We start from the raw sequence: 26,223 nt of genomic DNA, 5'->3' as shown, positions 1-26,223 counted from the left end.
GCCCCGTAGCCTGGCGTCTCGCCAGCCCACGGCAGTGGCGTTACGCATCGGATCGATCACTCTTCGCATCATTCCGAACACGCCAGGGGCCCAGACAGCCAGTTCACGGCACGGGCGCAACGAACGAAAGGCCATCGACCATGTACGAGTACAAAGTGATCCAGATTCGCGAAAAGCTGATCGGCGGCAAGATGTCGCCCGACAAGATCGAGGATCTGCTGAACAAGCACGCGGCCGACGGGTGGCAGCTCAAGGCTATGACGGCCGCCGACGTGAAGGGGCGCATAGGCCCCGGCGGCGTGGAGGGCCTCCTCGTCACGTTCGAGCGCCCGCGCCGCTGACGCCCCGGGTCGGACCACCGAGCCCCGGACGGGCCGCGCGAGCCGCCGGTCCGGGGCCGACCGCGCGTGCCAGCCCCTCGCGCGGACCGCGCGACGCCGCGACCGGCACGCGCGAGGACGCCCGCCCGTCACGACCGACGGCGCGCGGCGCGGGCAGTGGCGGCGCGGGCACGGAGCGTACGTCACGCCCGTGGGGTCCGGCCCGCCTCGTAGCGGGCGATCTGGCCGGTCAGGGCCGTAGCGACGCGAAGGCGGCCATCCGCCGCTCGTGGTAACCGACGTCCTCGGCGTCGTGCGGCACCCCGCGGGCGACCGCCGACGCGTAGGCCGCCGCCTCCCGTCGCAACCGGTGCCGCATGAGTTGGGCCATGTCCGTGTCGTCCAGCTTCTCGACCGTGCCGCCCTCCGCCAGATAGGCGTCGACGAACCGACGGCAGGCGGCCCAGTCATCGCCGAACTCGCCGGCGAACTCCAGCGCCGCGCCCGCCAGTTCCACCTCGGGCGGGGCGACCAGCGCCTCGTCCCAGTCGAGCACGGCCACCAGCCGACCGTGGGCGTCCACCAGCAGGTTGCCGTGGTAGTAGTCGCCGTGCAACGGATGCTCCCGCCGGGCCCCGCGGGAGAACGCCGCCAACCAGGCGTCGAGCTCCGGGTCGCGCAGGGCGGGATGCGCGTGCGCCATCTCGCCACGCAGCCCGACCGTCAGGTCCGCGACCACCGGACGCCCGGGCACGACCGCCCCGGACAGCGCCCGGTGCAGCCGGGCGAGCAGCCGCGCCGCCTGCTCCGCCTGCCGCGCGTCCGTTTCGTCGGCCCAGCCGCCCTCCACGTACGGCCACAGCGAAACGGGCCTGCCCTCCGCCCGCACGACCGTGCGGCCATCCGCCGTACGCAGCGGCACCACGGCCTCGGCCAGCCCGCCCCGCGCCGCGCGCCGGGCCACCGCGTGGCACCACTCGGCCTCCTCGGACGTGCGCCGGTGCGGCCCGACGCGCACCACCACGGCGCGCGGCGAGCCGGCAGCGCTCGTATCGTTCACGTGATAGGCGGCAGACTCCTCGCCGCCGTGGAGGCGACGCGCGTCACCACCGAGTTCGACCCCCCATGCCTGCCCGACGACTGTCCGGATTCGTCCCGAAAACGGCATTTCCGCGAAGGACACGGCGCACCTCTCGTTCAGTTCCTGTCCATCCCACACCTATCTCTCGGTACGGAATGACTGGGACTCTCTGCCCGTCCTGCCCGTCTCAGAGTCACCCGACGCGAGGAGTCCCCATGCACATCCGTTCCGTCGCCGCAGCTTCCGGCATACTCCTGGGAGCGTCCGTCCTCCTCCTGCCCGCGGCGTCGGCCCAGGCCGCTGACCACCCGCACAGACCGGTCACCGTCGCCCACCGTGGCGCGTCGGCCTACGCGCCGGAGAACACGCTCGCCGCCGTGGACGCCGCCGCCGACCGGGACATCGACTGGGTCGAGAACGACGTCCAGCGCACCAAGGACGGCAAGCTGGTGATCATGCACGACACCACGCTGAACCGCACCACCAACGTCGAAGAGGTCTTCCCCGACCGCACGTCGTGGAAGGTCTCCGAGTTCACGCTCAAGGAGATCAAGCGGCTGGACGCGGGAAGCTGGTTCAGTCCCGAGTTCGCCGGCGAGCGCGTGCCGACGCTCGCGCAGTACATGAACCGGGTGAGCAGGAACCACCAGAAGCTGCTGATGGAGCTCAAGGCCCCCGAGCTGTACCCCGGCATCGAGCGCCAGACGCTTAACGAGCTGCGCCGCCAGGGGTGGCTCGACCGCCAGCACGTCAAGCACCGGCTGATCATCCAGAGCTTCAGCGCCGATTCGGTCAAGACCACGCACGAGCTGCGCCCCGACGTGAAGACGGGCTTCCTCGGCACGCCGGCCGTGGCCGACCTGCCCAAGTACGCGAAGTTCACGGACCAGATCAACCCGAGCCACACGACCGTCAGTTCCGACTACGTCGCCGCCGTGCACGCGCTGCGCGGCGCGCACGGCAGGCCGCTGGAGGTCTACACCTGGACCGTGAACGACGCCGCGAAGGCGGTCAAGGTCGCCGACATGGGTGTGGACGGGATCATCACCAACTACCCCGACGTCATCCGTGACGCGGTGGGGCACAAGGCCAAGCCCGCCGCCGACCGGAACGCGGTGCCGACGGCGAGCGCGGCGGCGTAACACCCGCCCGCCACGGCCGTCGCGGACCCCGGCACGGAGCGCCGCTCCGCGGAGCAGGCGGGCCCGACCGTCCTCAACCGGGGCGGTCGGGTCCGCCTGCGCACGCGTACGACGTGGTCCGCGCGTCCGACATCGCCAGGTTCGCCCCGCCGACGCGCCCGCGCATCCGGTCCCCACGCTCCGCGTTCTCGCAAGTCAACGGCGATTGTCAGTACGGCGATCTACGCTGAACGCGTGAACACCTCAGAGCAGGCGGAGCCGGCGACGCGCGCGGCCCGCCCCGTGGCCACGGCGCCGGAGCGGGCGTTGGACCGGGAGTCGGCCCAGGCGGACGGCGGGGCGGCCCGGCCGGGCGGTCGCACCGTGGCCTGGCAGACCATCGACACACCGATCGGCCCCCTGTTGCTCGCCATGACGGAGCAGGGCCTGATCCAGGTGGTCTTCCACGCCAACGCGGCGAGAAGCGCCGACGCCCTCGATCGGCTCGGCCGCCGGTTGGGGATCACCCCGCCCTCCTCCCCCTCGCCCGAGCACCCGCTGGTCGCGGCGGCGGTCCGGCAGTTCGAGGCGTACTTCGACGGCGAACTGCGGGACTTCACCCTGCCCCTGGACTGGTCGCTGATCTCGGGCTTCAACCGCCGGGTGCTGCGCGAGCTGGCGGCCCACGTCCCGTACGGCACCGTGGTCGGGTATCAGGATCTCGCCGTCAGGGCGGGTGAGCCGGACGCCGCCCGCGCGGTCGGCGTGGCCATGGGGGCGAACCCGATTCCGGTCGTCGTGCCCTGTCATCGCGTCGTCGAGAGCGACGGCGGCATAGGTGGTTTCGGAGGCGGCCTGGAGATGAAGCGCACCCTGCTCGCGCTGGAGGGCGTGCTGCCGCAGCCGCTGTTCTAGGCCACTCGGCCCCTGTCGCGTTGCCGCCTCGGCGCGCGCGGGGCCGGTGGGAGCCCGGTCACCGGGTATCCCCACCGTTCCACGCCGGGTGGCGGGGATCGTCGGCGCGTACGACCACATCGGCGCTCTCGGCGGGGCACACCTCCGCCTCGTAGCGGGCGAACGCGGGCAGGGTCCACTGCTGGTCCCGCTCCGTGCGCCGGGCGAGGGCAGCCGGCGACAACCGGAGGTGCACCGAGAGGTCGAAGGGGAACCAGTGGCCGAGCAGCAGCGGTCCGTGCACCACCAGCACGCCACCGGGCGGCAGCGACACGTAGGGCGAGCGCGTCGCACGGTCGGTGACCGGGTCCCACAGGTCGGGCAGCACGCGTCCGGAGCCGCCCGCGTCGAGGGGGTTGAACACCTCGCGCCACAAGGCGCCGACGTCGGTCCATCCGTCGTAGTACGCGTCGACGTCCTGCCGGCCGAACTCGTAGCGCAGCGACGCGGGACGCAGGAACCCGGCCGTAGCCACCACCAGCACGGACCGGCCGCGCAGCCGCAGGGCGTCGGCGAGCCGCTCGGCGAGCGCGTCGCCGTGCGCGGCCGGCGCGCCGTCCACCGCCACGCGCGGCCAGGGCCCGCCGTCCGCGGCCTCGGTCCGCGTCACCCGGTCGGCGAGCGCGTCGGTCAGCCGTTCCCAGGAGATCGCTTCGAGCCGCACACCACCATCATGCCGGCCGTCCCCGGCGCGCCCACCCGCGCCCCGGTACGCGACGCAGCGGAGCGCCGCAGCGATGGTCCCCTCAACTCCAGCCGTAACGGCGCCGCAGCCGGGCCACGACCCGGTCGAAGAGCGGGCGGGCGAGCGCGCACGCCTCGCGGCGCATGCCGTCGCGGTGCACGCGCAGTATCCGGTCCAGGTCCACCCACGACTCCCGCCCGGCGCTGTCCCACGGGCCCGACCCGATCGGCACCCACTCGCGGTCCTCGTCGTGCCGCTTGCTCGACAGTCGTACGGCGAGCAGGGTGCCGGCCCGCTCCCGCGCCACGACCAGCACCGGCCGGTCCTTGCCCCGCCCGTCGTTCTCCTCGTACGGCACCCAGGTCCACACGATCTCCCCGGGGTCCGGCTCGCCGTCCGGGTCGGGAGCGTACTCGGTGCGCACCGGGCCGACCTGTTGGGGTCGAGCCTCGACCGTGGCCGACGGCCCCAGCCGGCCGGGGTTCTCGGGGGTGCCGTGCGGAGCACGGGGTGCTGAGGTCATCCGGACACGCTAGCCCGCGCGGCGCTGGGCGTCGTGAGCGCGGGGCCTGGCCGGCCCGAGAGAGCATCGGCCGCGCCTACCCCTGGCCGGCGCGGCGCGCCATCGGGCGCCACCCCGGGTGCGGCGAGCAGGCAGCGAGCCGTCGACCTCGTCGGGAGCCGGGGGCGGAATCGCGCCGACGAGTCAGCGCAGCACCAGTCCGTGCTCGGCCAGCACCGGAATGATCGGCTTGTAGTACGTCCTGCCAGCGGTTCGGCAACCGCCGTTGGAGTGGAAGATGAAGCCCAACGCCTTGTCACCGGCGAACGCGGGGCCGCCCACGTCCCCAGGCTCCGAGCACGCGTTGGAGGTGAACAGGCCGGTCACCAGCCCCTCGGGGAAGTTCACCGAGACGTTCACCGACTGCACGATGCCGCACCCGAAGAGGGTCACTCGCCCGATGTGACACATCGAGTGCCCCACGATGGGGCGTGCGGCACCGGTGATGTCCACGAGCTTGCCCGTGCCGAGCCGGATCTCGCCGGGGAACGAGACGGCCGTGTTGGTGTATCGGATGAGGCCGTAGTCGGAGGTGGGGAAGCCCGCGCCTTCCGTGCGTCCGATGGATATCGTCCGCGCCGAGTCCGCGTACCAGGTGGTGTCCGTCTCCGCGCAGTGCCCGGGAACGATGCCGTACGGGCTGCCGCTCTTCTCCGCGTTGAAGCCCACCACACAGGTGCCGCCGCTGCCGGCGTAGATCACATCCCCGCCCGCGACGACGGTCTGTTGGTCCGCGGCGGCAGCGGGCGGGGCTCCGGCGAGAAGCAGCGCGCACACGGCGAGCAGTACGCCTAACCACATCGGGCGCGGCGCGCGGGCGGCGGAGGGGCGAGGTCTCATGGTTCCTCCCAGGTCGGGCGAGCAGGGCATCCTTGGCTGCGCTGAACTGGCGGAGGTCCGCCACATGCGTGGCGCCGACAGCGGCAAGTATGGAGCGGGGCCGGCGCCCGAGGGCACCCCCGTGCGCCGACTCGGCCGCTGGGCCCGCCACTTCGGTTCAGGCCCTTGAGGTTCGCTCCAGGTCCGCGCGGTGCGCGGCGCGGCGCAGAAGAAGGCCCCTCCGCGCGCCGCGAACGCGAGCCCCCCGCGCCCCACTGGTCGGCGGCGATCATCGCGCCCGCGCAGCGGAACATCCACGCCGGGCCTCGCGGGAGGCGTCCGCCCGTCGCGGACGGCTCCCGCGAGGCCCGGCGGCTCCTACGGGACCGGCTGCGTGGATCGGCAGCGGCGCGGGGCTCGCTCATGCCACCGGCGAGGGGCCGGCACGCCTCCGCCACCGCGCGACGACCGTCCGGGCGCCCCGCTGGCAGGAGTACTTTGGACCGTGGGAGATGCGTTGCGATGCTCCGTACCGGCGATGAGCCCCTCCACGCGCGCAGCCCCCTACGGCTGCGCCTCGGCCTGGCCCTGTGGGGTCTGGCCTGGGCCGTCGCGGGCGCCGTCGCCTTCGGCGGCGTCGGCAGGCCCGGCTGGGCCACGGCCTGTGCGGTGATCGCCGGCGTGGCGGCCCTCGACGTCGGCTGCGTCCTACGGCGCCTCCGGCAGGGGCCGCACTACCAACCCGGCCGAGACGTGCCACCGTACGAACCCGTCAGCGACGGTGCCATCGGAGCGCGCCACGGGAACGGTGGCGCCGCCCGGCGCCACCGCCGCCGCGCGCGTTGACCAGGAGTCGAACGTCAGGGGAGGTCGCCTGCGTCGGTGCTCGGTAGGGCGAGCCGCCGTAGGCCGGGCCCTTCGCGCCGCGGCCGGGCAGGCGCCCCGCGCGGCGGCCTCCCGGGGAGCGGGAGACCGCCGCGCGGCTGCGTGCACCTGTTAGCCAGCGTCCCCGAACCGGGCCGCCGCGATGAAGTCCGGGCGGGGGTCGAGGGCCGCGGCCAGTCGGAAGTGACGCGTGGCCTCGTCGGGACGACTGGCGCGCTCCAGCGTGCGCCCCAGCGCGAAGTGCGCGAAGGCGTTGTCGGGCTCGCGCTCCAGGACGTGCTGGAACTCCAGCTCGGCCGCTCGCAGTTGGGCTCCGAGGAAGAACGCCCGGGCCCGCAGGAGTCGGGCCGCGGTGTTGTCCGGGTGCGCGGATATGACGGAGTCCAGCAGCTTCACGGCACCCCGCGGGTCACGCGCCGCGAGCAACTGCTCCGCCGCGCGGTAGTCGATCACATGCGTCTCGGGCGTGGGCTGCCTGGTCACTGCCGTCTCCTCTCCCGGTTCTCCCGGTCACTGGTCGCCGGCTCACTCATGGGCGATGAGGTGCCGTTGACACCCCGCGCCGCCGTACGAGCCCGTCGGGCCGCGTGCCAACGCGCGCCTCGCGATGCGAGATCGCAGACTCTCGTGGCCTCGCGAGATGGTGCCAACGAGGTCCACAACGGTCTGCTCCGGAACTGTATTCCCGCGTCGTCAGCCGCTCACGCGCGCACGCTCCCCCTAACGGCGGCCCCGTTGGCCCCGCCGCCGCACGCCACACCGCCCCCACGCGGTCGGTCGCGCACGGCAGCCCTCCCGCTCACGGGGCGACCACCAGGACCAACAGGCCGAGGAACATCCAGGCCACCCCCGCGCCGGCGAAGCCGTAGTCCCGGACGAGGCGTTCCCGACGGTGGATGACGACCGTGCGCGGATCATCCGGGTCGTAGCGGACGAGGACGTGCTTGCCGATGGTCAACGGCTGCTGCCGGGACGGCGGCACCGGGCAGACGACCTCGATGACCCGCTCGTCCTCCGTGGTGAACTGCAACCGCGGGCGCCCCCCGGCGTGCGACCGCGCCGGCCGCTCCCCCTCGGCGTGCCCGTCCCCCGCGCCAGCCGGGCCCGACGTCTGGAGCGCTGGCTTGATCAGCGCCCATGCCGCGACCCCGCCGCCGCGTAGGCGCCACACGTGCCGGAGGCCGGCCAGCCCGGCCACCAGGGACACCGCGCCGCCGACGACCGCGAACAGCCCCACCACCGAGGCAGGCCCGTACGCCATGCTTGCCCTCCCCCTCGCTTTCGCTCGCAACGCGCGCCCCGCACGCGCGCCCCCGACCCGCGACCCCGTCGCTCCCAACCTCGCTGCACCGCTGCGGGCGCGGCGCGCCGCTCACGGTGCCGGCGCCTCGCCCGTCAGCTCAGCGGATCGGCGGGACCGGCGTCGCTCACCCGCCAGCGACCCGGCACACCCGGCGTCCCGCGCGACCGGGGCGCCGCTATGCGGAGGCCGCTCGCTCCCTGAGCTGCTCCCACACCTTCCTGACCTGTGGCTCCAGCGCCTCCAGCGGACCGTCGTTGTCCACGATCAGGTCGGCTACGGCCTTCCGCTGTTCCCGTGTCGCCTGGGCTGCCATTCGTGAACGCGCCTCTTCCTCGGTCATGCCGCGCAGCCGCACCAGTCGGTCGAGCTGTGTCTGCGGCGAGGCGTCCACGACCAGCACGAGATCGAAGAGGGGCGCCAGGCCGTTCTCCGTGAGGAGCGGTACGTCGTGGACGACGATGGAATCAGCTCCCGCCTCACTCTCCAGCTCGGCGGAACGGTCTCTCACCAGCGGGTGGACGATCGCGTTGAGCGCCGCCAGTCGTTGCGGATCGGCGAAGACGATGGAGCCGAGCTTCGGCCGGTCAAGCCGCCCCTCGCTGTCCAGGATCTTTTCGCCGAACTCCGCCACCACCGCGGCGAGTCCGGGAGTCCCCGGCTCCACCACCTCGCGCGCGATCTTGTCGGAGTCGATCACGACCGCCCCGTAGGAGGCGAGCAGCCGTGACACCTCACTCTTGCCCGCACCGATTCCGCCCGTCAGCCCCAGCTTCAGCATGCGCCCAGCCTATGCGGCCAGCCTCGCGCGAACAGGGCCCACCCCGGCGCGGCCCGCCGGCGAGCGCGGCCACCACCGAACCGGCCTCGGGCGCGCCCCTACGCCGCGACAGCGGCACAGCCTGCACCGCACCGCCAGCCGACGCCACGCCACAGGGCTGGCTCAGACGTCGCCGTCGCGCTCCGCGCGCTCGGCCAGGAACTGCTCCAGCTCCGCGCCGAGTTCCTCCGCCGACGGCAGCTCGGCGGGTTCGGCGACGAGGCTGCCGCGCGTCTCGGCGCCGGCTATCGCGTCGTACTGGTGCTCCAGGCCCCGGACCAGGGACACCAACTCCTCGTCGCCCTCGGAGATCTGTCGTTCGATCTCCTCCTGGGTACGGAGGGCGGCGGTCCGCAGGGCGTGGGCGACTCCGGGCAGCACGAGGCCCGTTGCCCCGGTGACCGCCTCAAGCGCCGTCAACGCCGCGTCCGGGTAGGGCGACCTGGCCACGTAGTGCGGTACGTGCGCCGCCACGCCGAGCACGTCGTGCCCGGCCTCGCCGAGTCGGAACTCGATCAGCGACTCGGCGCTGCCCGGCACCTGGGCCTCGTCGAACAGGCCCTGGTAGCCCGGCGTCAGGTCGACCCGGTTGCCGTGCGGCGTCAGACCGACCGGCCGGGTGTGCGGCACGCCCATGGGTATGCCGTGGAAGTTGACCGTGAGTCGTACGCCGAGCCGCTCCACGACCTGGCGCACGGCCGCCGCGAAGCGCTCCCACTCCACGTCCGGCTCGGGGCCCGACAACAACAGGAAGGGCGCGCCAGTGGCGTCGCGCACGAGGTGGAGCTCGATCACGGGCGTCTCGTAGGCCGTCCAGCGGTCGCGCTCGAAGGTGAGCAGCGGACGCCTGGCCCGGTAGTCCACGAGCCGGTCGTGGTCGAAGCGCGCAACGACCTGGTGTGGCAGGCCCTTCAGCAGCTTCTCCACGATCTGCGCGCCCGTCTCACCCGCGTCGATGTAGCCATCGAAGTGGTAGAGCAGCACCAGCCCGGCCGAGTCGCGCGACGATATCGCGTCCACCGCCGCGAGCCCGCTCGGCTCCCATGCGTACAAGTCCTGGGGTTCCAACACCGTGAGCGCTCCTCCTCGTTCTCGTTGAGGCCAACGCCGCCGTCACCGCCCGCATTCCCGGTGATCACTTTCGTTGTACGGACCGGGGCGCGAACGCCAGGCCAGGCTAGACGAGCCGGGCCGGAGCCGGGACACGGTTCGCGACGGACCGGGCCGCGCCGGGCCGAGCCGCGCCTGAGGAGGTCGGGCCCGACGAGGTCGGATCGGGCGAGGTCGGATCGCGCGGCGGTGTGCCGCAACCCCGTCCCTGTTGACGCGTTCACGTAATGCCCCTACGTTCCCGACCCGTCCCGGCGTACGCGTCACACGCGCCCACCCCACCGAACGACGCCCCACGCGCCAGCAGCCCCGCACACCGCCCCCGACCCAGAGGCAGCCCCCATGCGCACTCGCCCCGTCCGTTCCAGCCGCCCCCGCCGCTCACGCGGCCCGCTCTCGCTGTCCACCACGGCGCTCGCCTGTGGCGGGCTGCTCGCCGCTGGGTCCGCCCTTCAGGGCCCCGCACACGCCACGCCCGTCCACTCGGCCGCGACCGTTCCCGTCTCCTCCGCCCAGCAGCTCAAGGACGCGCTCGCCGCCGCCAAGCCGGGCGACACCATCAAGCTGGCCGACGGCACCTACCGCGGGAACTTCAAGACCACGCGCGCCGGCAGTCGCGACTCCCCCATCACCCTGATCGGCTCGACCCGGGCCGTCCTGACCGCCGGCGGCGGCTACGGCCTGCACCTGAACGGGGCCGACGGCTGGAGCCTGCGCGGTTTCACGGTCACCGGCGGTCAGAAGGGCATCGTCCTGGACGAGGCCGACGACGTGCACATCGATGGCGTCACCGTGCACGACCTCGACATGGAGGGGGTGCACTGGCGCACATCCAGCTCCGACGGCTCGATCAGGAATTCCACGATCCGGAACACCGGCACCAACGGTCGCGGCATGGGCGAGGGCGTCTACGTGGGCAGCGCCGGCGGCACCTCGGACAGGAGTGACAACGTCCTGATCGAGAACAACACGCTGGGCCCGGGCATCGGCGGCGAGAACATCGACATCAAGGAAGGCACCACCGGCGCCCGGATCATCGGCAACACCTTTGACGGCGGCGGCCTGACGGGTGCGAACTACGACGACTCGTGGGTGGACATCAAGGGGAACGACGTCCTCGTCGAGAACAACGTCGGCAAGCGCACCACCAACGACGGCTACCAGACGCACGAGGTACAGGACGGCTGGGGCTGTCGCGCCACGTTCCGCGGCAACAGGTCCGACCTCGCCGGGGCCACCGGGCCCGACCGGTACGCCATCAACGTGACCAACCACGACGCGCGAAGCTGCCCCGTCACGGTCACCCGCGACAACACCGTCTCCGGCGGCAGGGGCCTGACCAATCCCGGCGTCCCCGTGCGCGACTGAACCGCTCGCGACGGCCCCGCCAACGCGGGAGTCCCGGAAACGGGAAAACGGCGAAGGCCCACCCCTCGCGCAGAGGGGTGGGCCTTCGCCGTCAGCTAGTGCTCAGCAGGGGGAGAGCTTCAGCTCTGCCCACCGGCCAGCTTCTCGCGGAGGGCAGCCAGCGCCTCGTCGGAGGCCAGGGCACCGGAGGTGTCGTCCGACTCGGAGGAGTACGAACCACCGGAGACGTTGCCCCCGCCGCTCGCACCGCCGGCGGCCGGAGCGGCAGCGCCCTCGGCAGCGGCCTGCTCGTCGGCCTCGCGGGACTTGATGACCTGCGCCTGGTGCTGCTCGAAGCGGGACTGGGCCGTGGCGTACTGGCCCTCCCACTCCTCACGCTGCTTCTCGTAGCCCGGCAGCCAGTCGTTGGCCTCGGGGTCGAAGCCCTCGGGGTAGATGTAGTTCCCCTGGTCGTCGTACGAGGCGGCCATGCCGTACAGCGTCGGGTCGAACTCGACCGAGGCCGGGTCGGCGCCGAAGGACTCGTTGGCCTGCTTCAGCGAGAGGCTGATGCGGCGGCGCTCCAGGTCGATGTCGATGACCTTGACGAAGATCTCGTCGTTGACCTGGACGACCTGCTCCGGGATCTCCACGTGGCGCTCGGCCAGCTCGGAGATGTGCACCAGGCCCTCGATGCCCTCGTCGACGCGGACGAACGCGCCGAACGGGACGAGCTTGGTGACCTTACCCGGGACGACCTGCCCGATCTGGTGGGTCCGGGCGAACTGCTGCCACGGGTCTTCCTGGGTCGCCTTGAGCGACAGGGAGACGCGCTCGCGGTCCATGTCGACATCGAGGACCTCGACCGTGACCTCCTGGCCGACCTCGACGACCTCGGAGGGGTGGTCGATGTGCTTCCAGGAGAGCTCGGAGACGTGCACGAGGCCGTCCACGCCACCCAGGTCCACGAAGGCACCGAAGTTGACGATGGAGGAGACGACGCCCGAGCGCACCTGGCCCTTCTGCAGGGTGGTGAGGAAGGTCTGGCGGACCTCGCTCTGGGTCTGCTCCAGCCAGGCACGGCGGGACAGGACCACGTTGTTGCGGTTCTTGTCCAGCTCGATGATCTTGGCCTCGAGCTCCTTGCCCACGTAGGGCTGGAGGTCGCGGACGCGGCGCATCTCCACGAGGGAGGCCGGCAGGAAGCCACGGAGGCCGATGTCGAGGATGAGACCACCCTTGACGACCTCGATGACGGTACCGGTGACGATGCCGTCCTCTTCCTTGATCTTCTCGATGGTGCCCCAGGCACGCTCGTACTGGGCGCGCTTCTTCGAGAGGATCAGGCGGCCTTCCTTGTCCTCCTTCTGGAGAACAAGGGCTTCGATCTCGTCACCGACGGCGACGACCTCGTTGGGGTCGACGTCGTGCTTGATCGAGAGCTCGCGGCTCGGGATGACACCTTCGGTCTTGTAACCGATGTCGAGCAGGACCTCGTCCCGGTCGACCTTCACGATGACGCCGTCGACGATGTCGCCGTCGTTGAAGTACTTGATCGTCTCGTCGATCGCGGCGAGGAAGGCTTCCTCGTTACCGATGTCGTTGACCGCTACCTGCGGGGTGGTGGCGGTGGTCTCGGTGCTGCTCGTCATGTGGGAAAGGGCTCCGGTACGGACATTGAAGTCGTAGGTACTGCTACGCCGGGAGCCCGTATCGCACTGCCGAAGTCGGCCAGCCTTGGAGGCGTGAGCTTCGCGGCCTCCCCGGGGGGAGAGCCACGAGCGCCTCGACAACCGAGGGGACATACAACAGATGCAAGCGCAACCTGCTCCGTCTGAGGTACGCAGGCTCGCAGCGCAACTTGTAGCATACGGGGGCAGCCGGGCAGGGTCAATGCGCGAAGAGCGCACGTGGGAAGCGAAACGCCAGTTGCCCGGCGTTCGTGTGGTCCGGGCCGCCATCGGGGGTCACTCACGGTGTTCGCGGCCGCAGGTCGATTCAGAGAGTACGACGACACCGACGATGAGCCAAGACCGCCGGCCGACCGACGCGCCCGACGCCTCCACAGCGCCCGAAAGTGGCCCACCCGGCCCGTCATCCGCACCTCCCCACGCCCCGGCGCGCGCCGCGGCCGGCGTCGCGCGGGACGCCGTGGACGAGGTGCTGGCCGCCGCGCGGGACAGTGCGGACGGGGACGAGGACGACGTCACCGCGACCCGGCGCCGCGCCGGGGACGACGAGAGCAACCGGGCCAGCCGGGGCTGGTGGGAGCGCAACGCCGACGAGTACCAGGACGAACACGGCGCGTTCCTCGGCGACGACCGGTTCGTCTGGGGCCCGGAGGGCCTGGACGAGGAGGAGGCCGGGCTGCTCGGCCCGGTCGCGGGGCTCAGGGGGCGCAGGGTGCTGGAGATCGGGGCCGGGGCCGCGCAGTGTTCGCGCTGGCTCGCGGCGCGGGGCGCGCGGCCGGTCGCGCTCGACCTCTCGCACCGCCAGCTCCAGCACGCCCTGCGGATCGCGGACGGGGCCTCGCCGGCCGCGTCGGTACCGCTGGTGCAGGCCGAGGCGGGCCTGCTGCCCTTCGCCGACGGCAGCTTCGACCTGGCGTGTTCGGCGTACGGGGCGGTCCCCTTCGTGGCCGACCCGGTGCGGGTGATGCGCGAGGTGCGGCGTGTGCTGCGGCCCGGCGGGCGCTGGGTGTTCTCGGTGACGCACCCGATCCGCTGGGCCTTCCCCGACGAGCCGGGCCCGGAGGGGCTCTCGGTCGCGGCCTCCTACTTCGACCGCACGCCCTACGTCGAGCAGGACGCGGCCGGGCACGCCGTCTACGTCGAGCACCACCGGACGCTCGGCGACCGGGTCAGGGACGTGGTGAGCGGCGGCTTCCGGCTCGTGGACCTCGTCGAGCCCGAGTGGCCGCAGTGGAACACGCAGGAGTGGGGCGGCTGGTCCCCGCTGCGCGGCCGGCTCATCCCGGGCACGGCGATCTTCGTGTGCGAGCGGGACTGAATCGTTCCGCTCGCGCGCGTCGCGCCCGGGGGTTGTCGCCCGGGCTGACTGGCTGGCTGCGCGGACCTTAGCTTGGGGTGGGCCAGGATGACGGGCGGACGGCCACACCGTGGCGATGTCAGTGGTCGCTGCGAGGATAGGACGCGTGACGATCCGTACTGACGTGCTCGACCACCTGCCCGTCCGCAGCGCCGTGCCCGCGCTGTGGGACGCCCTGGAGACGCGCGGGACCGCCGTGCTGTGCGCGCCGCCCGGTACGGGGAAGACGACGCTGGTCCCGCTCGCCCTGGCCGGTCTGCTGCGTCCCGGTGGTCCGGTGCGGCGGGTGGTGGTGGCCGAGCCGCGGCGGATCGCGGCCCGGGCGGCGGCGCGCCGGATGGCCTGGCTGTTGGGCGAGGAGGTCGGCGAGCGGGTCGGCTTCACGGTGCGTGGCGAGCGGCGGGTCGGGCGGCGGACCGTGGTCGAGGTGGTGACCACCGGCGTGCTTCTGCAAAGACTGCAACGCGATCAGGAGCTGTCCGGCGTGGCCGTCGTGATGCTGGACGAGTGCCACGAGCGGCACCTCGACGCGGACACCGCCGCCGCGTTCCTGCTCGACGTACGGTCCACGCTGCGGCCCGATCTGTGGCTGGTGGCGGCCTCGGCGACGACGGACGCGGAAGGCTGGGCCGCGCTGCTCGGCGGGGCCGGCGTCGGCTCGACCACGCCGGCGGGCGACGTACCGACCGGCGGCGCTCCGGGGTCCGCCGGCGGTGGGTTCGCCGTCCCCTCCACCGCAATGGGAGGCGCCGGGGCGGGCGGGGGCCCGGCGAGCGGCCGGGGCGGTGCGGCGCGGGACGCGGCGGACGCGGGTCGGGGCGCGGAGGTTCGGGACGCGGGTGACCGGGTTCGGGGCGCGGGGGGCGGCGGCGCGCCCATCGTGACCGCGCACGGCACGGCCCATCCCGTGGACGTGGTGTGGGCGCCGCCGGAGCGGGCCGTGCGGCCGGCGCACGGCATGCGGGTCGATCCGGTGCTGCTGGAACACGTCGCGGCCGTGGTGCGGCGGGCCCTGCGGGAGCGGGACGGTGACGTTCTCTGCTTCCTGCCGGGGGTCGGGGAGATCAGCCGGGTGGCCGGACAGCTCGGGGGCGGGGAGCGGCTGGGCGCCGAGGTGCTGCAGGTGCACGGGCGGGCGCCGGCGGCGGTGCAGGACGCGGTGTTGGCGGGCGGTACCGGCCGGCGCCGGGTGGTCCTGGCCACCTCGGTCGCCGAGTCGAGTCTGACGGTTCCCGGGGTGCGGGTGGTGGTGGACGCGGGGCTGGCCCGGGAGCCGCGCACCGACCACGCGCGGGGGCTCGGTGCGCTCACGACCGTGCGGGCCTCGCGGGCCGCGACGCGGCAGCGGGCTGGCCGGGCGGGGCGCGAGGCGCCCGGTGTGGTGTACCGCTGCTGGTCAGAGGCGGACGACGCGCGGCTGCCGCGCTGGCCGGCGCCGGAGATCGCGGTGGCCGACCTGGCGTCGTTCGCCCTGCACTGCGCGTGTTGGGGCGACCCCGACGCCTCGGGCCTCGCGCTGCTCGACCCGCCACCGGGCGGGGCCATGACCGCCGCCCGGGAGGTGCTGGTGGCGATCGGCGCGACCGACGACGCGGGCCGGGTGACGGAGCGCGGGGCGCGCATGGCGCGGCTGGGGCTGCACCCCCGACTGGCGCGGGCGCTTGTCGACGGCGCGCGCGAGGTGGGCCCGCGCCCGGCGGCCGAGGTGGTGGCCCTGTTGAGCGAGGAGCCGCCACGGGAGTACGGAGACGATCTGAGCGCCGCCCTGCGCGCCGCGCGGCGCGGCGGTGACGCCTACGCCGGGCGCTGGCGCGCGGAGGCGCGCCGGTTGGCGGGGGCGTTGGGCGAGGCGCGGGGCGACGGTGCGGGCGCGGGCCGGGGAGGCGGCGGTACGGGGAGCGGCGCCTCGCGGGATGGCGGCGGGCAGGGGGCGGGGTTCGACGACGCGGTCGCCGGGCTGGTGGCCGCGTTGGCCTTCCCCGAGCGGGTGGCCCGGGCGCGTGGGGGCGGCGCGCTGTTGATGGCGTCGGGCACGGGCGCGGAGTTGGCGGCCGGGTCCGGGTTGCGGGAGGCGGAGTGGCTGGCCATCGCCGTGGCCGACCGGCCGGTCGCCGCCGCGTCGGCGCGGGTGCGGCTCGCGGCGGTGATCGACGAGGAGACGGCGCGGACGGCGGCGGCCACGCTCCACACCACCGCCGACGAGGTCGGCTGGTCCGTCGACCGCGGCGATCTGGTGGCCCGCCGGGTCGAGCGGCTGGGACGTATCGAGGTGCGCGCCAAGCCGCTCGCGAGGCCCGATCCGGAGCGGGTGCGGGAGGGGCTGCTCGACGGGCTGCGCGGCGAAGGGCTCGGGCTGTTGCGCTGGTCGGCCGATGCCCACTCGCTCCGGCAGCGGATGGCCTTCGCGCACCGGGTGCTGGGCGAGCCGTGGCCCGACGTGAGCGACGCGGCGTTGCTGGATCGGGCCGACGCGTGGCTGGCCGGCGCGCTGGACCGCGCCCGTGGCCGGGCTGACCTGGGGCGGGTGGACGCCGGCCAGGCGCTGAGCCGGCTGCTGCCGTGGGCCACGGGGGACGCGGCGCGGTTCGACGAGTTGGTGCCGGAGCGGATCGAGGTGCCGAGCGGATCGCGGATACGGGTGGACTACGCGGAGGAGCAGCCGGTGCTCGCGGTGAAGCTCCAGGAGTTGTTCGGCTGGCAGGAGACGCCCCGGATCGCCGGCGGGCGGGTGCCCGTGGTCGTGCATCTCCTGTCGCCGGCCGGCCGCCCGGCCGCCGTCACCGCCGACCTGGCCTCGTTCTGGCGCGAGGGCTACCGCTCCGTACGGGCCGAGTTGCGCGGCCGGTACCCGAAGCACCCCTGGCCACAGGACCCGTCGGCGGCCGAACCCACCCGGCACACCGCGGCGCGCGCACGGCGGGGGTAGCGAGGGCGGGGCGGGGCCCCGCGGCGGCGGATGACGCCCCGGGCCGGCGGGCGCGCCGTGAAGCGTCGGGCTCGTCGCGTGGACGGGCACTCGGGTCGCGGTCGCCCGGGCCGCGACGGGCCGGGCGCCGGCGGGAGGGTTTCCCGTCGGCGCCCGGTGTGGATGCTGGCTCAGGCGACCGTCAGCGTGAGCGTGAAGGCGGCGCCGTCGGCGGTGGTGAGGCGGAGCAGGAAGGTGCCCGAGGTGCCGTCGGTGAACACCTGCGGCAGGACGAGCTGTCCCTTGGCGTCCGTCTTCAGGCCGTCGAGCGTGCGCACGGGCTTGCCCTGGGCGTCCTTGAAGTAGGGGCCCTTGTCGTTCGGGGCGGCGTCAGTGGCAGAGCTGATCATGGTCGCGGTGAACTTCACGTCCGCGGCCGGCTTGCCCCGGTGGGTGGCCCGCACCGTGATCGGCTCGACGAACGAGGCGTCCGGCTTCGCGGTGAGCGGCAGCGTGTCGGTCCGCGTCACCGCGTCGGCCGTCGGCGTGGGGGCGGGGCGGGGGACTACGGACCCGGTGAAGTCGACCGCGCCCTTGGGCTCGTCCACCAGCGTGGCCCGCACGGTGAACGTGCCGACCTTCTTACCGGCCATGATCTTGGGGGCCTGTGCCGTGCCGTCCAACCGCGAGAAGACGGTGACCTGGTCCGTGAGGCCGTAGAAACGGGCCTCGGTCTCGCCACGTATCTCGAACCGCACGCGCACCCCGGCGAGCGGCTTGCCCTTGCTGTCGACCGCCCGGACCTCGGGCGACGTGTCGAAGGACGTGCCCTCGGTGGCCGTGAACCGCTGGGCGCCGACCCGCGTCAGGGACTTCTCGGGCTTGGGGGCGGGTGGCGTGGTCGGCGGGGGCGTCGTCGGAGGGGTGGTGGGCGGCGTGGTCGGCGGTGTGGTCGGCGGCGTCGGCTTGGTCGGGGGCGTCGGCGGTGTGGTGGGCGTCGGCGTGGGCTTGTTCGGCTTGCCCGGCTTGTGCGGGGGCTCGGGCCGTTGCGGCGTGCCGGGCCGCTCGGTGCCGCCCGGGCGCTGCGTCTGCTGCTTGCCGCCCTTGTCCCCGCTGTGGCCCTTGTGCCCACCCGGCTTGCGGGCGGGGTCGCCGTCGTCGTCGGGGCGCTGGTCGCCGCGGGTGCCGGGGCCGTCGTCCTCGGGCAGCGCGCCGGTGCCGTCCGGCACCTCGTGCGCGCCGGTCCGGTAGTACTCGAACCAGGACAGGACCGTCCGCAGGTACTCCTGTGAACGGTTGTAGCCGAGGATCGCCTTGTCCAGATCGGCCTTGACCGACAGGTCGCGGTCGTTGGCGCACAGGTAGTGGGCCGCCGCCAGGGCCGCGTCGTAGATGTTGTTGGGGTTGCGCTCGCCGTCCCCGTTGCCGTCCTGGCCCCAGGTGGCCCAGGTGGACGGGATGAACTGCATCGGCCCGACGGCCCGGTCGTGCGTGGTGTCGCCGTCGTACGCGCCACCGTCCGTGTCGGTGATCCGCGCGAAGCCGTTGCCGTCGAGGACCGGTCCGAGGATCGGGCTGTACGTGGTGCCCTCGCGGTCCACGGCGCCGCCGCGGGCCTGGCCCGATTCGACGCGGCCGATGGCGGCGAGCAACTGCCACGGGAGTCGGCACTGGGCGCGGCTTTCCGCGACGGACGACTCCGCCTTCCGGTACGCGTCGAGCACGGTGGCCGGTATGCCGGAGTCGGCACCGCCCATCTCGGTGGGTTCGTTGGCGCCGCTCGGCCGGTCGCCCGGCCGGGTGGGGTGCTTGGGGCTGCGCAGCGGCGGGAGGTCGGTGTGGTACGAGGAGTCGCCGCTGATCGCGTCGTCCGCGCTCGAAGGCGCCTCGCCCGCGACGTCTCTGTCCCGGTCTCTGGTCTTCTCCGAGTGCTCGCCCGCGAAACCCGGGGCCTGAGAGGCGGTCAGCGCGGCCATCGCGACCGCTGCCACCGCAGTCGTCGCCGCCCCCTTGCGCAGCCGCCGACTGATGTGCGCTGCCATCGTCCATCCCTCCCGATCGACCGTGCCGCGCTCCCCCGCGCGACAACGCTGGTGACCCTACGGCAACTTGTGGTCCGCATCTACTGACACACAATGTTCCTTTTTGAACGGGTACACAGGGGGCTCTGGCCGTGGTGATCGCGGTGTTCTCGCGGAGTTCCGTCGGTGACGAGGACGCCGCCCGCGGGCCAAGCGTTCCCACGTCGGGCGATGTTTACCGGGAGTTCCGCTGGCCGAAAGGGTCCGAGAAGCGGCGGGGCGAAGGGCCGGCGGCCACCGGGGTGGCGGACCACCCGGCGCGCTGCCCTTCCCGCCGGCGACCGTTGCTCCTTCGTGCCCGGCCGCTGCTCGTTCGGTCCCCCGCGGCTGCACGGGCGGGCGCGCGGGGGCCCGCTCCCTGGCCGGCCCCCGCGACGGGGCTCAGTGCGCCGCCGACTCCCAGTCGCTGCCCGCGCCGACCGAGACGTCGAGGGGGGCGCTGAGTTCCACGGCCCCGGACATCTCGCGCCGCACCAACTCCTCCACGCGCTCCCGCTCCCCCGCCGCGATCTCCAGCACGATTTCGTCGTGCACCTGGAGCAGCATCCGGGAGGTAAGCCGTGCCTCGCGCAGGGCGCGGTCGACGCGCAGCATGGCGATCTTGACGATGTCGGCCGCGGTCCCCTGGATGGGGGCGTTGAGCGCCATGCGCTCCGCCATCTCGCGGCGCTGCCGGTTGTCGCTGTTGAGGTCCGGCAGGTAGCGGCGGCGACCCAGCATGGTCTGGGTGTAACCGGTGGCCCGCGCCTCCTCCACCACGCGCTGCAGGTAGTCGCGCACCCCGCCGAACCGCTCGAAGAAGGTGTCCATCAGCTTGCGCGCCTCGTCGGGCGCGATGGTCAACTGCTGGGACAGGCCGAAGGCGGACAGCCCGTACGCCAACCCGTACGACATCGCCTTGATCTTGCGCCGCATCTCCGGGTCCACCTCGGTCTTGGCGACGCCGAAGACCTGGGAGGCAACCGTGGTGTGCAGGTCCTCGCCGGAGGTGAACGCCTGGATGAGGCCCTCGTCCTCGGAGAGGTGGGCCATCACCCGCAGTTCGATCTGACTGTAGTCGGCCGTCATCAGCGACTCGTACCCCTCGCCGACGACGAAGCCGCGGCGGATGGCGCGGCCCTCGTCCGTGCGCACCGGGATGTTCTGCAGGTTCGGGTCGGTGGAGGACAGCCGGCCGGTGGCCGCCACCGTCTGGTTGAAGGTGGTGTGGATGCGGCCGTCGGGGGCGATCGTCTTGATCAGGCCCTCGACGGTGGAGCGCAGTCGGGCCTGCTCCCGGTGGCGCAGCATGATGACGGGCAGCTCGTGCTCGGTCTGGCCGGCGAGCCAGGCCAGGGCGTCGGCGTCCGTCGTGTAACCCGTCTTGGTCTTCTTCGTCTTGGGCAGGCCCAACTCCCCGAACAGCACCTCCTGGAGCTGCTTGGGCGAGCCGAGGTTGAACTCGTGGCCCACCGCGGCGTGCGCCTCCCGCACGGCCTGCTGCACGGCGGCGGCGAACTGCTGCTCCATCGACTCCAGCCAGCCGCGGTCGGCGGCGATCCCGGCCCGCTCGAGCCGGGCCAGCAGCTCGGAGGTGGGCAGCTCGATGTCGTGCAGCAGCTCGGCCGCGCCGACCTCGGTCAGCCGCCCCTCGAACGCCTCGCTCAGGTCCACCACGGCCCGCGCCTGCGTCATCAGCGCATCCTGCTCGGCCTGGTCGTCGGCGCCGAAGGCGAGCTGCCCGCTGTCGGCCGCAGCCGGGGCCAGCTCGCGCCCCAGGTACTCGACCGTCAGCGCGTCCAGGGCGAAGGACCGCCGCCCGGGCTTGACCAGGTACGCGGCGAGCGCGGTGTCCATCCGCACGCCGGCGATGGTCCAGCCGTGCTCGGCGAAGACCCGCATCGCGCCCTTGGCGTCGTGCATGACCTTGGGCCGCTCGGGGTCGGCGATCCAGGCGGCGAACGCCCGCTCGTCCGCCGCGTCCAGCTCGGCGGGGTCGAACCAGGCGGCCGGGCCGGCCGCGGTCGCCAGCGCGATCTCGCTCACGCTGCCGCTGCCGAGCGCCCAGGCGTCCACGGTCGCCACGCCGAGCGGCACCCCGCCGTGCTCGGCGAGCCAGGGCGCCAGCTCGCCGGCGCCCAGCGCCACGCCGTCCACCGCCACGCCCGCCGCCGGGGCCACGGTCTCCTCGACCGCGCCCGGGTCCGCGGCCAGCAGCCGCTCGCGGAAGTTCTGGTGCCGGAACTCCAGCGCGTCCAGCACCACCGTCAGCGCCTGCCGGTCGTACGGCGCCCGCAGCAGGTCGGCCGGGCCGCAGGACAGCTCCACGTCGCGGACCATCTCGGTCAGCCGGCGGTTGAGCTTGACGGACTCCAGGTGGTCCCGGAAGTTCTGCCCGGCCTTGCCCTTGACCTCGTCGGCCCGCTCGACCAGCGCGTCGAAGGAGCCGAACTGGTTGATCCACTTGGCGGCGGTCTTCTCGCCGACGCCGGGGATGCCGGGGAGGTTGTCCGACGGGTCGCCGCGCAGCGCCGCGAAGTCCGGGTACTGCTGCGGCGACAGCCCGTACTTCTCCTGCACCTTCTCGGGGGTGAAGCGCGTCAGCTCGGAGACGCCCTTGGTGGGGTAGAGCACCGTGACCTGGTCACTGACCAACTGGAAGGAGTCCCGGTCGCCGGTGACGATCGAGACCTGGAAGCCGTCGGCCTCGGCTCTGGTGGCCAGGGTGGCGATCACGTCGTCGGCCTCGAAGCCCTCGACCGCGAAGCGGCGCACGCTCATCGCGTCCAGCATCTCGCCGATCAGCTCCACCTGCCCCTTGAACTCGTCGGGGGTCTTGGAACGCGTCGCCTTGTACTCCGGGAACTCCTCGGAGCGCCAGGTCTTGCGGGAGACGTCGAAGGCGACCGCCAGGTGCGTGGGCTGCTCGTCACGCAGGGTGTTCGCCAGCATCGAGGCGAAGCCGTAGATGGCGTTGGTCGTCTGGCCCGTGCTCGTACTGAAGTTCTCCGCGGGCAGGGCGAAGAACGCCCGGTAGGCCAGGGAATGCCCGTCCAGCAGGAGCAGGCGCGGGTGCTCGGCCGGCTCGCCGGAGGGCTGTGTCGCTGTCGTCTTCGATGCTTTCTCTGCCACGTCCCCGATCCTGCCACGCCCCACTGACAATCCCGAGCCACCGGGCTGCGGCCGGCCCCCGCCCCGGGCGCGGGTCGGGAGCACGGGCGGGCGCGCGGACCCGCTGTCAGTGCCTCGTGACAGGATTCACCCGCACCGGTCCAGCACCGGACGCCCGGCCCCGGCTCGCCGACGGCCGGGCGGCGACCAGCCACCGTACGCGGCGGACCGCGCGCCACGGGTCCGCTCGCGGCGACCGACGGCGCACGTCAGTCGCGACCGACCGCGCAAAGGGGAGCGTCATGGCAGCGAAGCCGCCCGCAGGGGACCCGGTCCAGGACGCGCCCGAGGTGAGCCCGCCGCAACGGTCCGCGGCCGGGCTGCCCGGCGTCGCGCACTCGCTGTTGGCCGCCCAGCGGCAGATGGGCGTGCGCCGCACCGCGCTCACCCTCCTCAAGGTCAACCAGAAGGACGGCTTCGACTGCCCCGGCTGCGCCTGGCCCGAGCCGGACAAGCGGCACACGGCGGAGTTCTGCGAGAACGGCGCCAAGGCCGTCGCGGAAGAGGCCACCCTGCGCCGGGTCACGCCCGAGTTCTTCGCCGCCCACCCGGTGGCCGACCTCGCCACGCGCAGTGGGTACTGGCTCGGTCAGCAGGGCCGCCTCACCCAGCCGATGTTGTTGGACGAGGGCGCCGAGCGGTACGAGCCGATCACCTGGGAGCGGGCGTTCTCGCTCGTCGCCGACGAGTTGCGGGCCCTCGACTTCCCCGACGAGGCCGTCTTCTACACCTCGGGTCGCACCAGCAACGAGGCCGCGTTCCTCTACCAGCTCTTCGCCCGCGAGTTCGGCACCAACAACCTGCCGGACTGCTCCAACATGTGTCACGAGTCGTCCGGTTCCGCGCTGACCGAGACGCTCGGCGTCGGCAAGGGCAGCGTGCTGCTCGACGACCTCTACCAGGCCGACCTGATCATCGTCGCCGGGCAGAACCCCGGCACCAACCACCCGCGGATGCTCAGCGCGCTGGAGAAGGCCAAGGCGAACGGGGCGCGGGTCATCACCGTCAACCCGCTGCCCGAGGCGGGCCTGGAGCGGTTCAAGAACCCGCAGACCGCGCGCGGCCTGGCGCTCGGCGGCACCCCGCTGGCCGACCTGTTCCTCCAGGTCAGGCTGGGCGGCGACCAGGCCCTGTTCCGGGCCCTGAACCGGATGATCCTGGAGGCCGACGGCGCCGTGGACGAGGAGTTCGTCCGCGCGCACACGCACGGCTTCGAGGAGTTCGCCGCCACCGCCCGCGCGGCCGACTGGGACGAGACGCTGCGCGCCACCGGGCTGGCCCGTGCCGACATCGAGCGGGCCTTTCAGATGGTCCTCGCCTCCCGGCGCACCATCGTGTGCTGGGCGATGGGGCTCACCCAGCACAAGCACTCGGTGCCCACCATCAGGGAGGTCGTCAACTTCCTGCTGCTGCGCGGCAACGTGGGCCGGCCGGGGGCCGGGGTGTGCCCGGTGCGCGGCCACAGCAACGTGCAGGGCGACCGGACGATGGGCATCTTCGAGCGGCCCGCGCCCGAGTTCCTGGACGCGCTGGAGGCGGAGTTCGGCTTCGCGCCGCCGCGCGAGCACGGCCTGGACGTCGTACGGGCCATCAGGGCGCTGCGGGACGGGCAGGCCAAGGTCTTCTTCGCGATGGGCGGCAACTTCGTCTCCGCGACGCCGGACACCGAGGTCACCGAGGCCGCGATGCGGCGGGCCCGGCTGACCGTGCACGTCTCCACCAAGCTCAACCGCTCGCACGTGGTGACCGGGGCGCGGGCGCTGATCCTGCCCACCCTCGGGCGCACCGAGCGTGACACCCAGGCCAGCGGCGACCAGTTCGTCACGGTCGAGGACTCGATGGGCATGGTGCACGCCTCCCGGGGCCGCCTTGAGCCCGCCAGCGCGCGGTTGCTCTCCGAGCCGGCCATCGTCTGCCGGTTGGCCCGGCGCGTGTTGGGGGAGCGCAGCCGCACGCCGTGGGAGGAGTTCGAGCGGGACTACGGGCTGGTGCGGGACCGCATCGCGCGCGTGATCCCCGGCTTCGAGGACTTCAACGCGCGGGTGAGCGCGCCCGGCGGGTTCGTGTTGCCGCACGGCCCCAGGGACGAGCGCCGCTTCCCCACCGCCACCGGGAAGGCCAACTTCACCGCGGCGCCGGTGGAGTATCCCGAGGTGCCCGAGGGGCGGTTGCTGCTCCAGACGCTGCGCTCGCACGACCAGTACAACACCACCATCTACGGCCTGGACGACCGCTATCGCGGCATCAGGAACGGCCGCCGGGTGGTCCTCGTCCACCCCGACGACGCGCGCGAGCGGGGGCTGGCGGACGGCGCGTACGCGGACCTGGTCAGCGAATGGCGGGACGGCAGCGAGCGGCGCGCGCCGGGCTTCCGCGTGGTGCACTACCCGACGGCCCGGGGCTGCGCCGCCGCGTACTACCCGGAGACCAACGTCCTGGTGCCGCTGGACGCGACGGCGGACACCAGCAACACGCCGGCGAGCAAGTCCGTGGTCATCCGCCTGGAACAGACGGCCCCCGTATAAGCGTTCGTTCAGTCAGCTGATAGGTAAGACGGAGCACAGACCGAACAAGCGCCGCGGATCGGAGCCGGACAGCATGGGTGAGCAGACCACCACCACGTTCCCGCAGGAGATCATCGACCAGTACGAGGGACTGGGGCTGGATCTGCCCGCCCTCTTCTCCGCCGGTCACCTGGGCGAGCGCATGGGGTTGCGGATCGTCGAGGCGGCGCCCGAGCGCGTGGTGGGCACCCTCCCGGTGGAGGGCAACACCCAGCCGTACGGGCTGCTGCACGGCGGCGCGTCCGCGGTCCTCGCCGAGACCCTGGGGTCGGTCGGCTCGATGTTGCACGGCGGCCCGCACAAGATCGCCGTGGGCGTCGACCTCAACTGCACCCACCACCGTGCCGCCCGCTCCGGGCTGGTCACCGGGGTGGCCACGCCGGTGCACCGGGGCCGCTCGACCGCTACGTACGAGATCGTCATCAGCGACGAGGAGGGCCGGCGCGTGTGCACCGCGCGGCTGACCTGTCTGCTGCGCGAGGTCGAGGTGCCCGCCGCCGCGAGCGCGTCCGCGGCGGGCTGAGCACCGGGGCCGGTGACCGGCGGCGGGCGGGGCTGCCAGGCAGGCGCCGGGCCCGCCGCCGGTCGGCGGCTCAGGGCTCCTTGGAGCTCTTGGCCGCCTTCTTCTCCTCCGCGTCCTCGATGACCGCCTCGGCCACCTGCTGCATGGACATGCGGCGGTCCATCGACGTCTTCTGGATCCAGCGGAACGCGGCGGGCTCGGTCAGCCCGTACTGGGTCTGGAGCACGCTCTTGGCGCGGTCCACCAGCTTGCGCGTCTCCAGGCGCTGGGAGAGGTCGGCGACCTCCTTCTCCAGCGCCTTCAGCTCGGTGAAGCGGGAGACGGCCATCTCGATGGCGGGGACCACGTCGCTCTTGCTGAACGGCTTCACCAGGTAGGCCATCGCCCCCGCGTCGCGGGCCCGCTCGACCAACTCGCGCTGGGAGAAGGCCGTCAACATGAGCACCGGGGCAATGCTGTCCGCGGCGATCTGTTCGGCGGCGGAGATGCCATCCAGGATCGGCATTTTCACGTCGAGGATGACGAGGTCGGGACGGTGTTCCCGGGCCAGCTCGACGGCCCGCTGGCCGTCTCCGGCTTCGCCGACGACCGAGTACCCCTCTTCTTCGAGCATTTCCTTCAGGTCGAGGCGGATCAGGGCCTCGTCCTCGGCGATGACGACACGTGTGGTCAACGGCGGGACGTGCGACTGCTGCTCATCGACGGGCTCAGGCTCGACGTCGCTCACGGGACTCCTCGAATCAGGCAGGTGGTGCCCCACGAGCCTACCTAGCTCCTGTATGTTTGACGCACAGCGTCTTTCCGCTAACCTCTGTTTCTGAGGCCAGCCCTGGTAGTCCAATGGCAGAGACGATACTCTCAAACAGTATTCAGTGTGGGTTCGAATCCCACCCAGGGCACTTGTCTTCGCTTTAAAGGTTCGTTCAGCACAGGCGCGATTCATTCGCC

The 26,223-nt window shown here is 73.0% G+C and carries 21 protein-coding genes and 1 tRNA gene; 10 read left to right on the top strand and 12 right to left on the bottom strand.

Features of this window, described 5'->3' with window-relative positions:
- The first annotated feature begins 140 nt into the window (after window positions 1-140).
- Window positions 141-341: a DUF4177 domain-containing protein gene (locus AC3CHW_RS27860; protein ID WP_176161057.1), complete on the top strand. Its 201-nt coding sequence runs from the start codon at window positions 141-143 to the stop codon at window positions 339-341.
- Window positions 342-570: 229 nt separating this feature from the next.
- Here the strand turns inward: AC3CHW_RS27860 and AC3CHW_RS27855 are convergent, their stop codons facing one another.
- Window positions 571-1,488 (bottom strand): phosphotransferase enzyme family protein, encoded by a 918-nt coding sequence (locus AC3CHW_RS27855; protein ID WP_488468286.1) that lies wholly within the window; start codon window positions 1,486-1,488, stop codon window positions 571-573.
- 128 nt (window positions 1,489-1,616) lie between these two features.
- Between AC3CHW_RS27855 and AC3CHW_RS27850 the strand changes: the two genes are divergently transcribed.
- Complete coding sequence (locus tag AC3CHW_RS27850; protein ID WP_398609828.1) at window positions 1,617-2,543, top strand: glycerophosphodiester phosphodiesterase; 927 nt, start codon at window positions 1,617-1,619, stop codon at window positions 2,541-2,543.
- 306 nt (window positions 2,544-2,849) lie between these two features.
- Window positions 2,850-3,437 carry a methylated-DNA--[protein]-cysteine S-methyltransferase gene (locus AC3CHW_RS27845; RefSeq protein WP_488471188.1) on the top strand — a complete coding sequence of 196 codons (588 nt, stop codon included), beginning with the start codon at window positions 2,850-2,852 and terminating at the stop codon, window positions 3,435-3,437.
- Between the two features lie 58 nt (window positions 3,438-3,495).
- On the opposite strand, the gene AC3CHW_RS27840 is transcribed toward AC3CHW_RS27845, so the two are convergent.
- From AC3CHW_RS27840 to AC3CHW_RS27830, 3 genes are all read right to left on the bottom strand, one after another.
- The gene (locus tag AC3CHW_RS27840; RefSeq protein WP_488468285.1) at window positions 3,496-4,140 is read right to left on the bottom strand and encodes a nucleoside/nucleotide kinase family protein; all 645 of its coding nucleotides are present in this window, start codon (window positions 4,138-4,140) and stop codon (window positions 3,496-3,498) included.
- An 82-nt stretch (window positions 4,141-4,222) separates the two neighbouring features.
- Window positions 4,223-4,684 (bottom strand): type II toxin-antitoxin system PemK/MazF family toxin, encoded by a 462-nt coding sequence (locus AC3CHW_RS27835; protein WP_488468284.1) that lies wholly within the window; start codon window positions 4,682-4,684, stop codon window positions 4,223-4,225.
- Between the two features lie 183 nt (window positions 4,685-4,867).
- Entirely contained in the window at window positions 4,868-5,563 is a 696-nt protein-coding gene (locus AC3CHW_RS27830; RefSeq protein WP_488468283.1) for a S1 family peptidase, read from the bottom strand.
- A 501-nt stretch (window positions 5,564-6,064) separates the two neighbouring features.
- Here AC3CHW_RS27830 and AC3CHW_RS27825 point away from each other — a divergent pair.
- A complete protein-coding gene (locus AC3CHW_RS27825) occupies window positions 6,065-6,388 on the top strand; it encodes a DUF6343 family protein (RefSeq protein ID WP_488468282.1) in 324 nt (107 codons plus the stop codon).
- A 150-nt stretch (window positions 6,389-6,538) separates the two neighbouring features.
- Here AC3CHW_RS27825 and AC3CHW_RS27820 read toward each other — a convergent pair whose 3' ends face one another.
- The 4 genes from AC3CHW_RS27820 to AC3CHW_RS27805 form a co-directional block, all read right to left on the bottom strand.
- Window positions 6,539-6,910 carry a tetratricopeptide repeat protein gene (locus AC3CHW_RS27820; RefSeq protein WP_176161062.1) on the bottom strand — a complete coding sequence of 124 codons (372 nt, stop codon included), beginning with the start codon at window positions 6,908-6,910 and terminating at the stop codon, window positions 6,539-6,541.
- A gap of 316 nt (window positions 6,911-7,226) precedes the next feature.
- The gene (locus AC3CHW_RS27815; RefSeq protein WP_488468281.1) at window positions 7,227-7,688 is read right to left on the bottom strand and encodes a DUF3592 domain-containing protein; all 462 of its coding nucleotides are present in this window, start codon (window positions 7,686-7,688) and stop codon (window positions 7,227-7,229) included.
- A gap of 217 nt (window positions 7,689-7,905) precedes the next feature.
- Window positions 7,906-8,508, bottom strand: coding sequence for a dephospho-CoA kinase (coaE, locus tag AC3CHW_RS27810; RefSeq protein ID WP_488468280.1), 603 nt, complete (start codon window positions 8,506-8,508; stop codon window positions 7,906-7,908).
- A 162-nt stretch (window positions 8,509-8,670) separates the two neighbouring features.
- Window positions 8,671-9,618 (bottom strand): PAC2 family protein, encoded by a 948-nt coding sequence (locus AC3CHW_RS27805; protein ID WP_398609821.1) that lies wholly within the window; start codon window positions 9,616-9,618, stop codon window positions 8,671-8,673.
- Between the two features lie 381 nt (window positions 9,619-9,999).
- On the opposite strand from AC3CHW_RS27805, the gene AC3CHW_RS27800 reads away from it, so the two are divergent.
- A complete protein-coding gene (locus AC3CHW_RS27800) occupies window positions 10,000-11,025 on the top strand; it encodes a right-handed parallel beta-helix repeat-containing protein (RefSeq protein ID WP_488468279.1) in 1,026 nt (341 codons plus the stop codon).
- A 119-nt stretch (window positions 11,026-11,144) separates the two neighbouring features.
- Here AC3CHW_RS27800 and rpsA read toward each other — a convergent pair whose 3' ends face one another.
- Window positions 11,145-12,656 (bottom strand): 30S ribosomal protein S1, encoded by a 1,512-nt coding sequence (gene rpsA, locus AC3CHW_RS27795; protein ID WP_176161067.1) that lies wholly within the window; start codon window positions 12,654-12,656, stop codon window positions 11,145-11,147.
- Between the two features lie 370 nt (window positions 12,657-13,026).
- Here rpsA and AC3CHW_RS27790 point away from each other — a divergent pair, with 370 nt between their 5' ends.
- Window positions 13,027-14,013, top strand: a complete 987-nt coding sequence (locus AC3CHW_RS27790) for a class I SAM-dependent methyltransferase (RefSeq protein ID WP_488468278.1) — start codon at window positions 13,027-13,029, stop codon at window positions 14,011-14,013.
- A 115-nt stretch (window positions 14,014-14,128) separates the two neighbouring features.
- A complete protein-coding gene (hrpB, locus tag AC3CHW_RS27785; RefSeq protein WP_488468277.1) occupies window positions 14,129-16,978 on the top strand; it encodes an ATP-dependent helicase HrpB in 2,850 nt (949 codons plus the stop codon).
- Between the two features lie 170 nt (window positions 16,979-17,148).
- Here hrpB and AC3CHW_RS27780 read toward each other — a convergent pair whose 3' ends face one another.
- The gene (locus AC3CHW_RS27780) at window positions 17,149-18,999 is read right to left on the bottom strand and encodes a lytic transglycosylase domain-containing protein (protein ID WP_488468276.1); all 1,851 of its coding nucleotides are present in this window, start codon (window positions 18,997-18,999) and stop codon (window positions 17,149-17,151) included.
- A 420-nt stretch (window positions 19,000-19,419) separates the two neighbouring features.
- Window positions 19,420-22,149, bottom strand: a complete 2,730-nt coding sequence (gene polA, locus AC3CHW_RS27775) for a DNA polymerase I (protein WP_488468275.1) — start codon at window positions 22,147-22,149, stop codon at window positions 19,420-19,422.
- Between the two features lie 281 nt (window positions 22,150-22,430).
- Between polA and AC3CHW_RS27770 the strand changes: the two genes are divergently transcribed.
- Together AC3CHW_RS27770 and AC3CHW_RS27765 are read left to right on the top strand one after the other, a co-directional pair.
- Window positions 22,431-24,713: an FdhF/YdeP family oxidoreductase gene (locus AC3CHW_RS27770; protein WP_488468274.1), complete on the top strand. Its 2,283-nt coding sequence runs from the start codon at window positions 22,431-22,433 to the stop codon at window positions 24,711-24,713.
- Window positions 24,714-24,786: 73 nt separating this feature from the next.
- Window positions 24,787-25,275: a PaaI family thioesterase gene (locus tag AC3CHW_RS27765; RefSeq protein ID WP_217197613.1), complete on the top strand. Its 489-nt coding sequence runs from the start codon at window positions 24,787-24,789 to the stop codon at window positions 25,273-25,275.
- Between the two features lie 70 nt (window positions 25,276-25,345).
- Here the strand turns inward: AC3CHW_RS27765 and AC3CHW_RS27760 are convergent, their stop codons facing one another.
- Entirely contained in the window at window positions 25,346-26,002 is a 657-nt protein-coding gene (locus AC3CHW_RS27760; RefSeq protein WP_176161072.1) for an ANTAR domain-containing response regulator, read from the bottom strand.
- A gap of 99 nt (window positions 26,003-26,101) precedes the next feature.
- Here AC3CHW_RS27760 and AC3CHW_RS27755 point away from each other — a divergent pair.
- Window positions 26,102-26,174, top strand: a tRNA-Leu gene (locus AC3CHW_RS27755).
- The last annotated feature ends 49 nt before the right edge of the window (window positions 26,175-26,223 follow it).

Source organism: Streptomyces sp. MGP-BFMKR1 (genome assembly GCF_057766585.1).
Note: the sequence above shows the minus strand (reverse complement) of the source record. Positions and strands in the feature narration are given on the sequence as shown.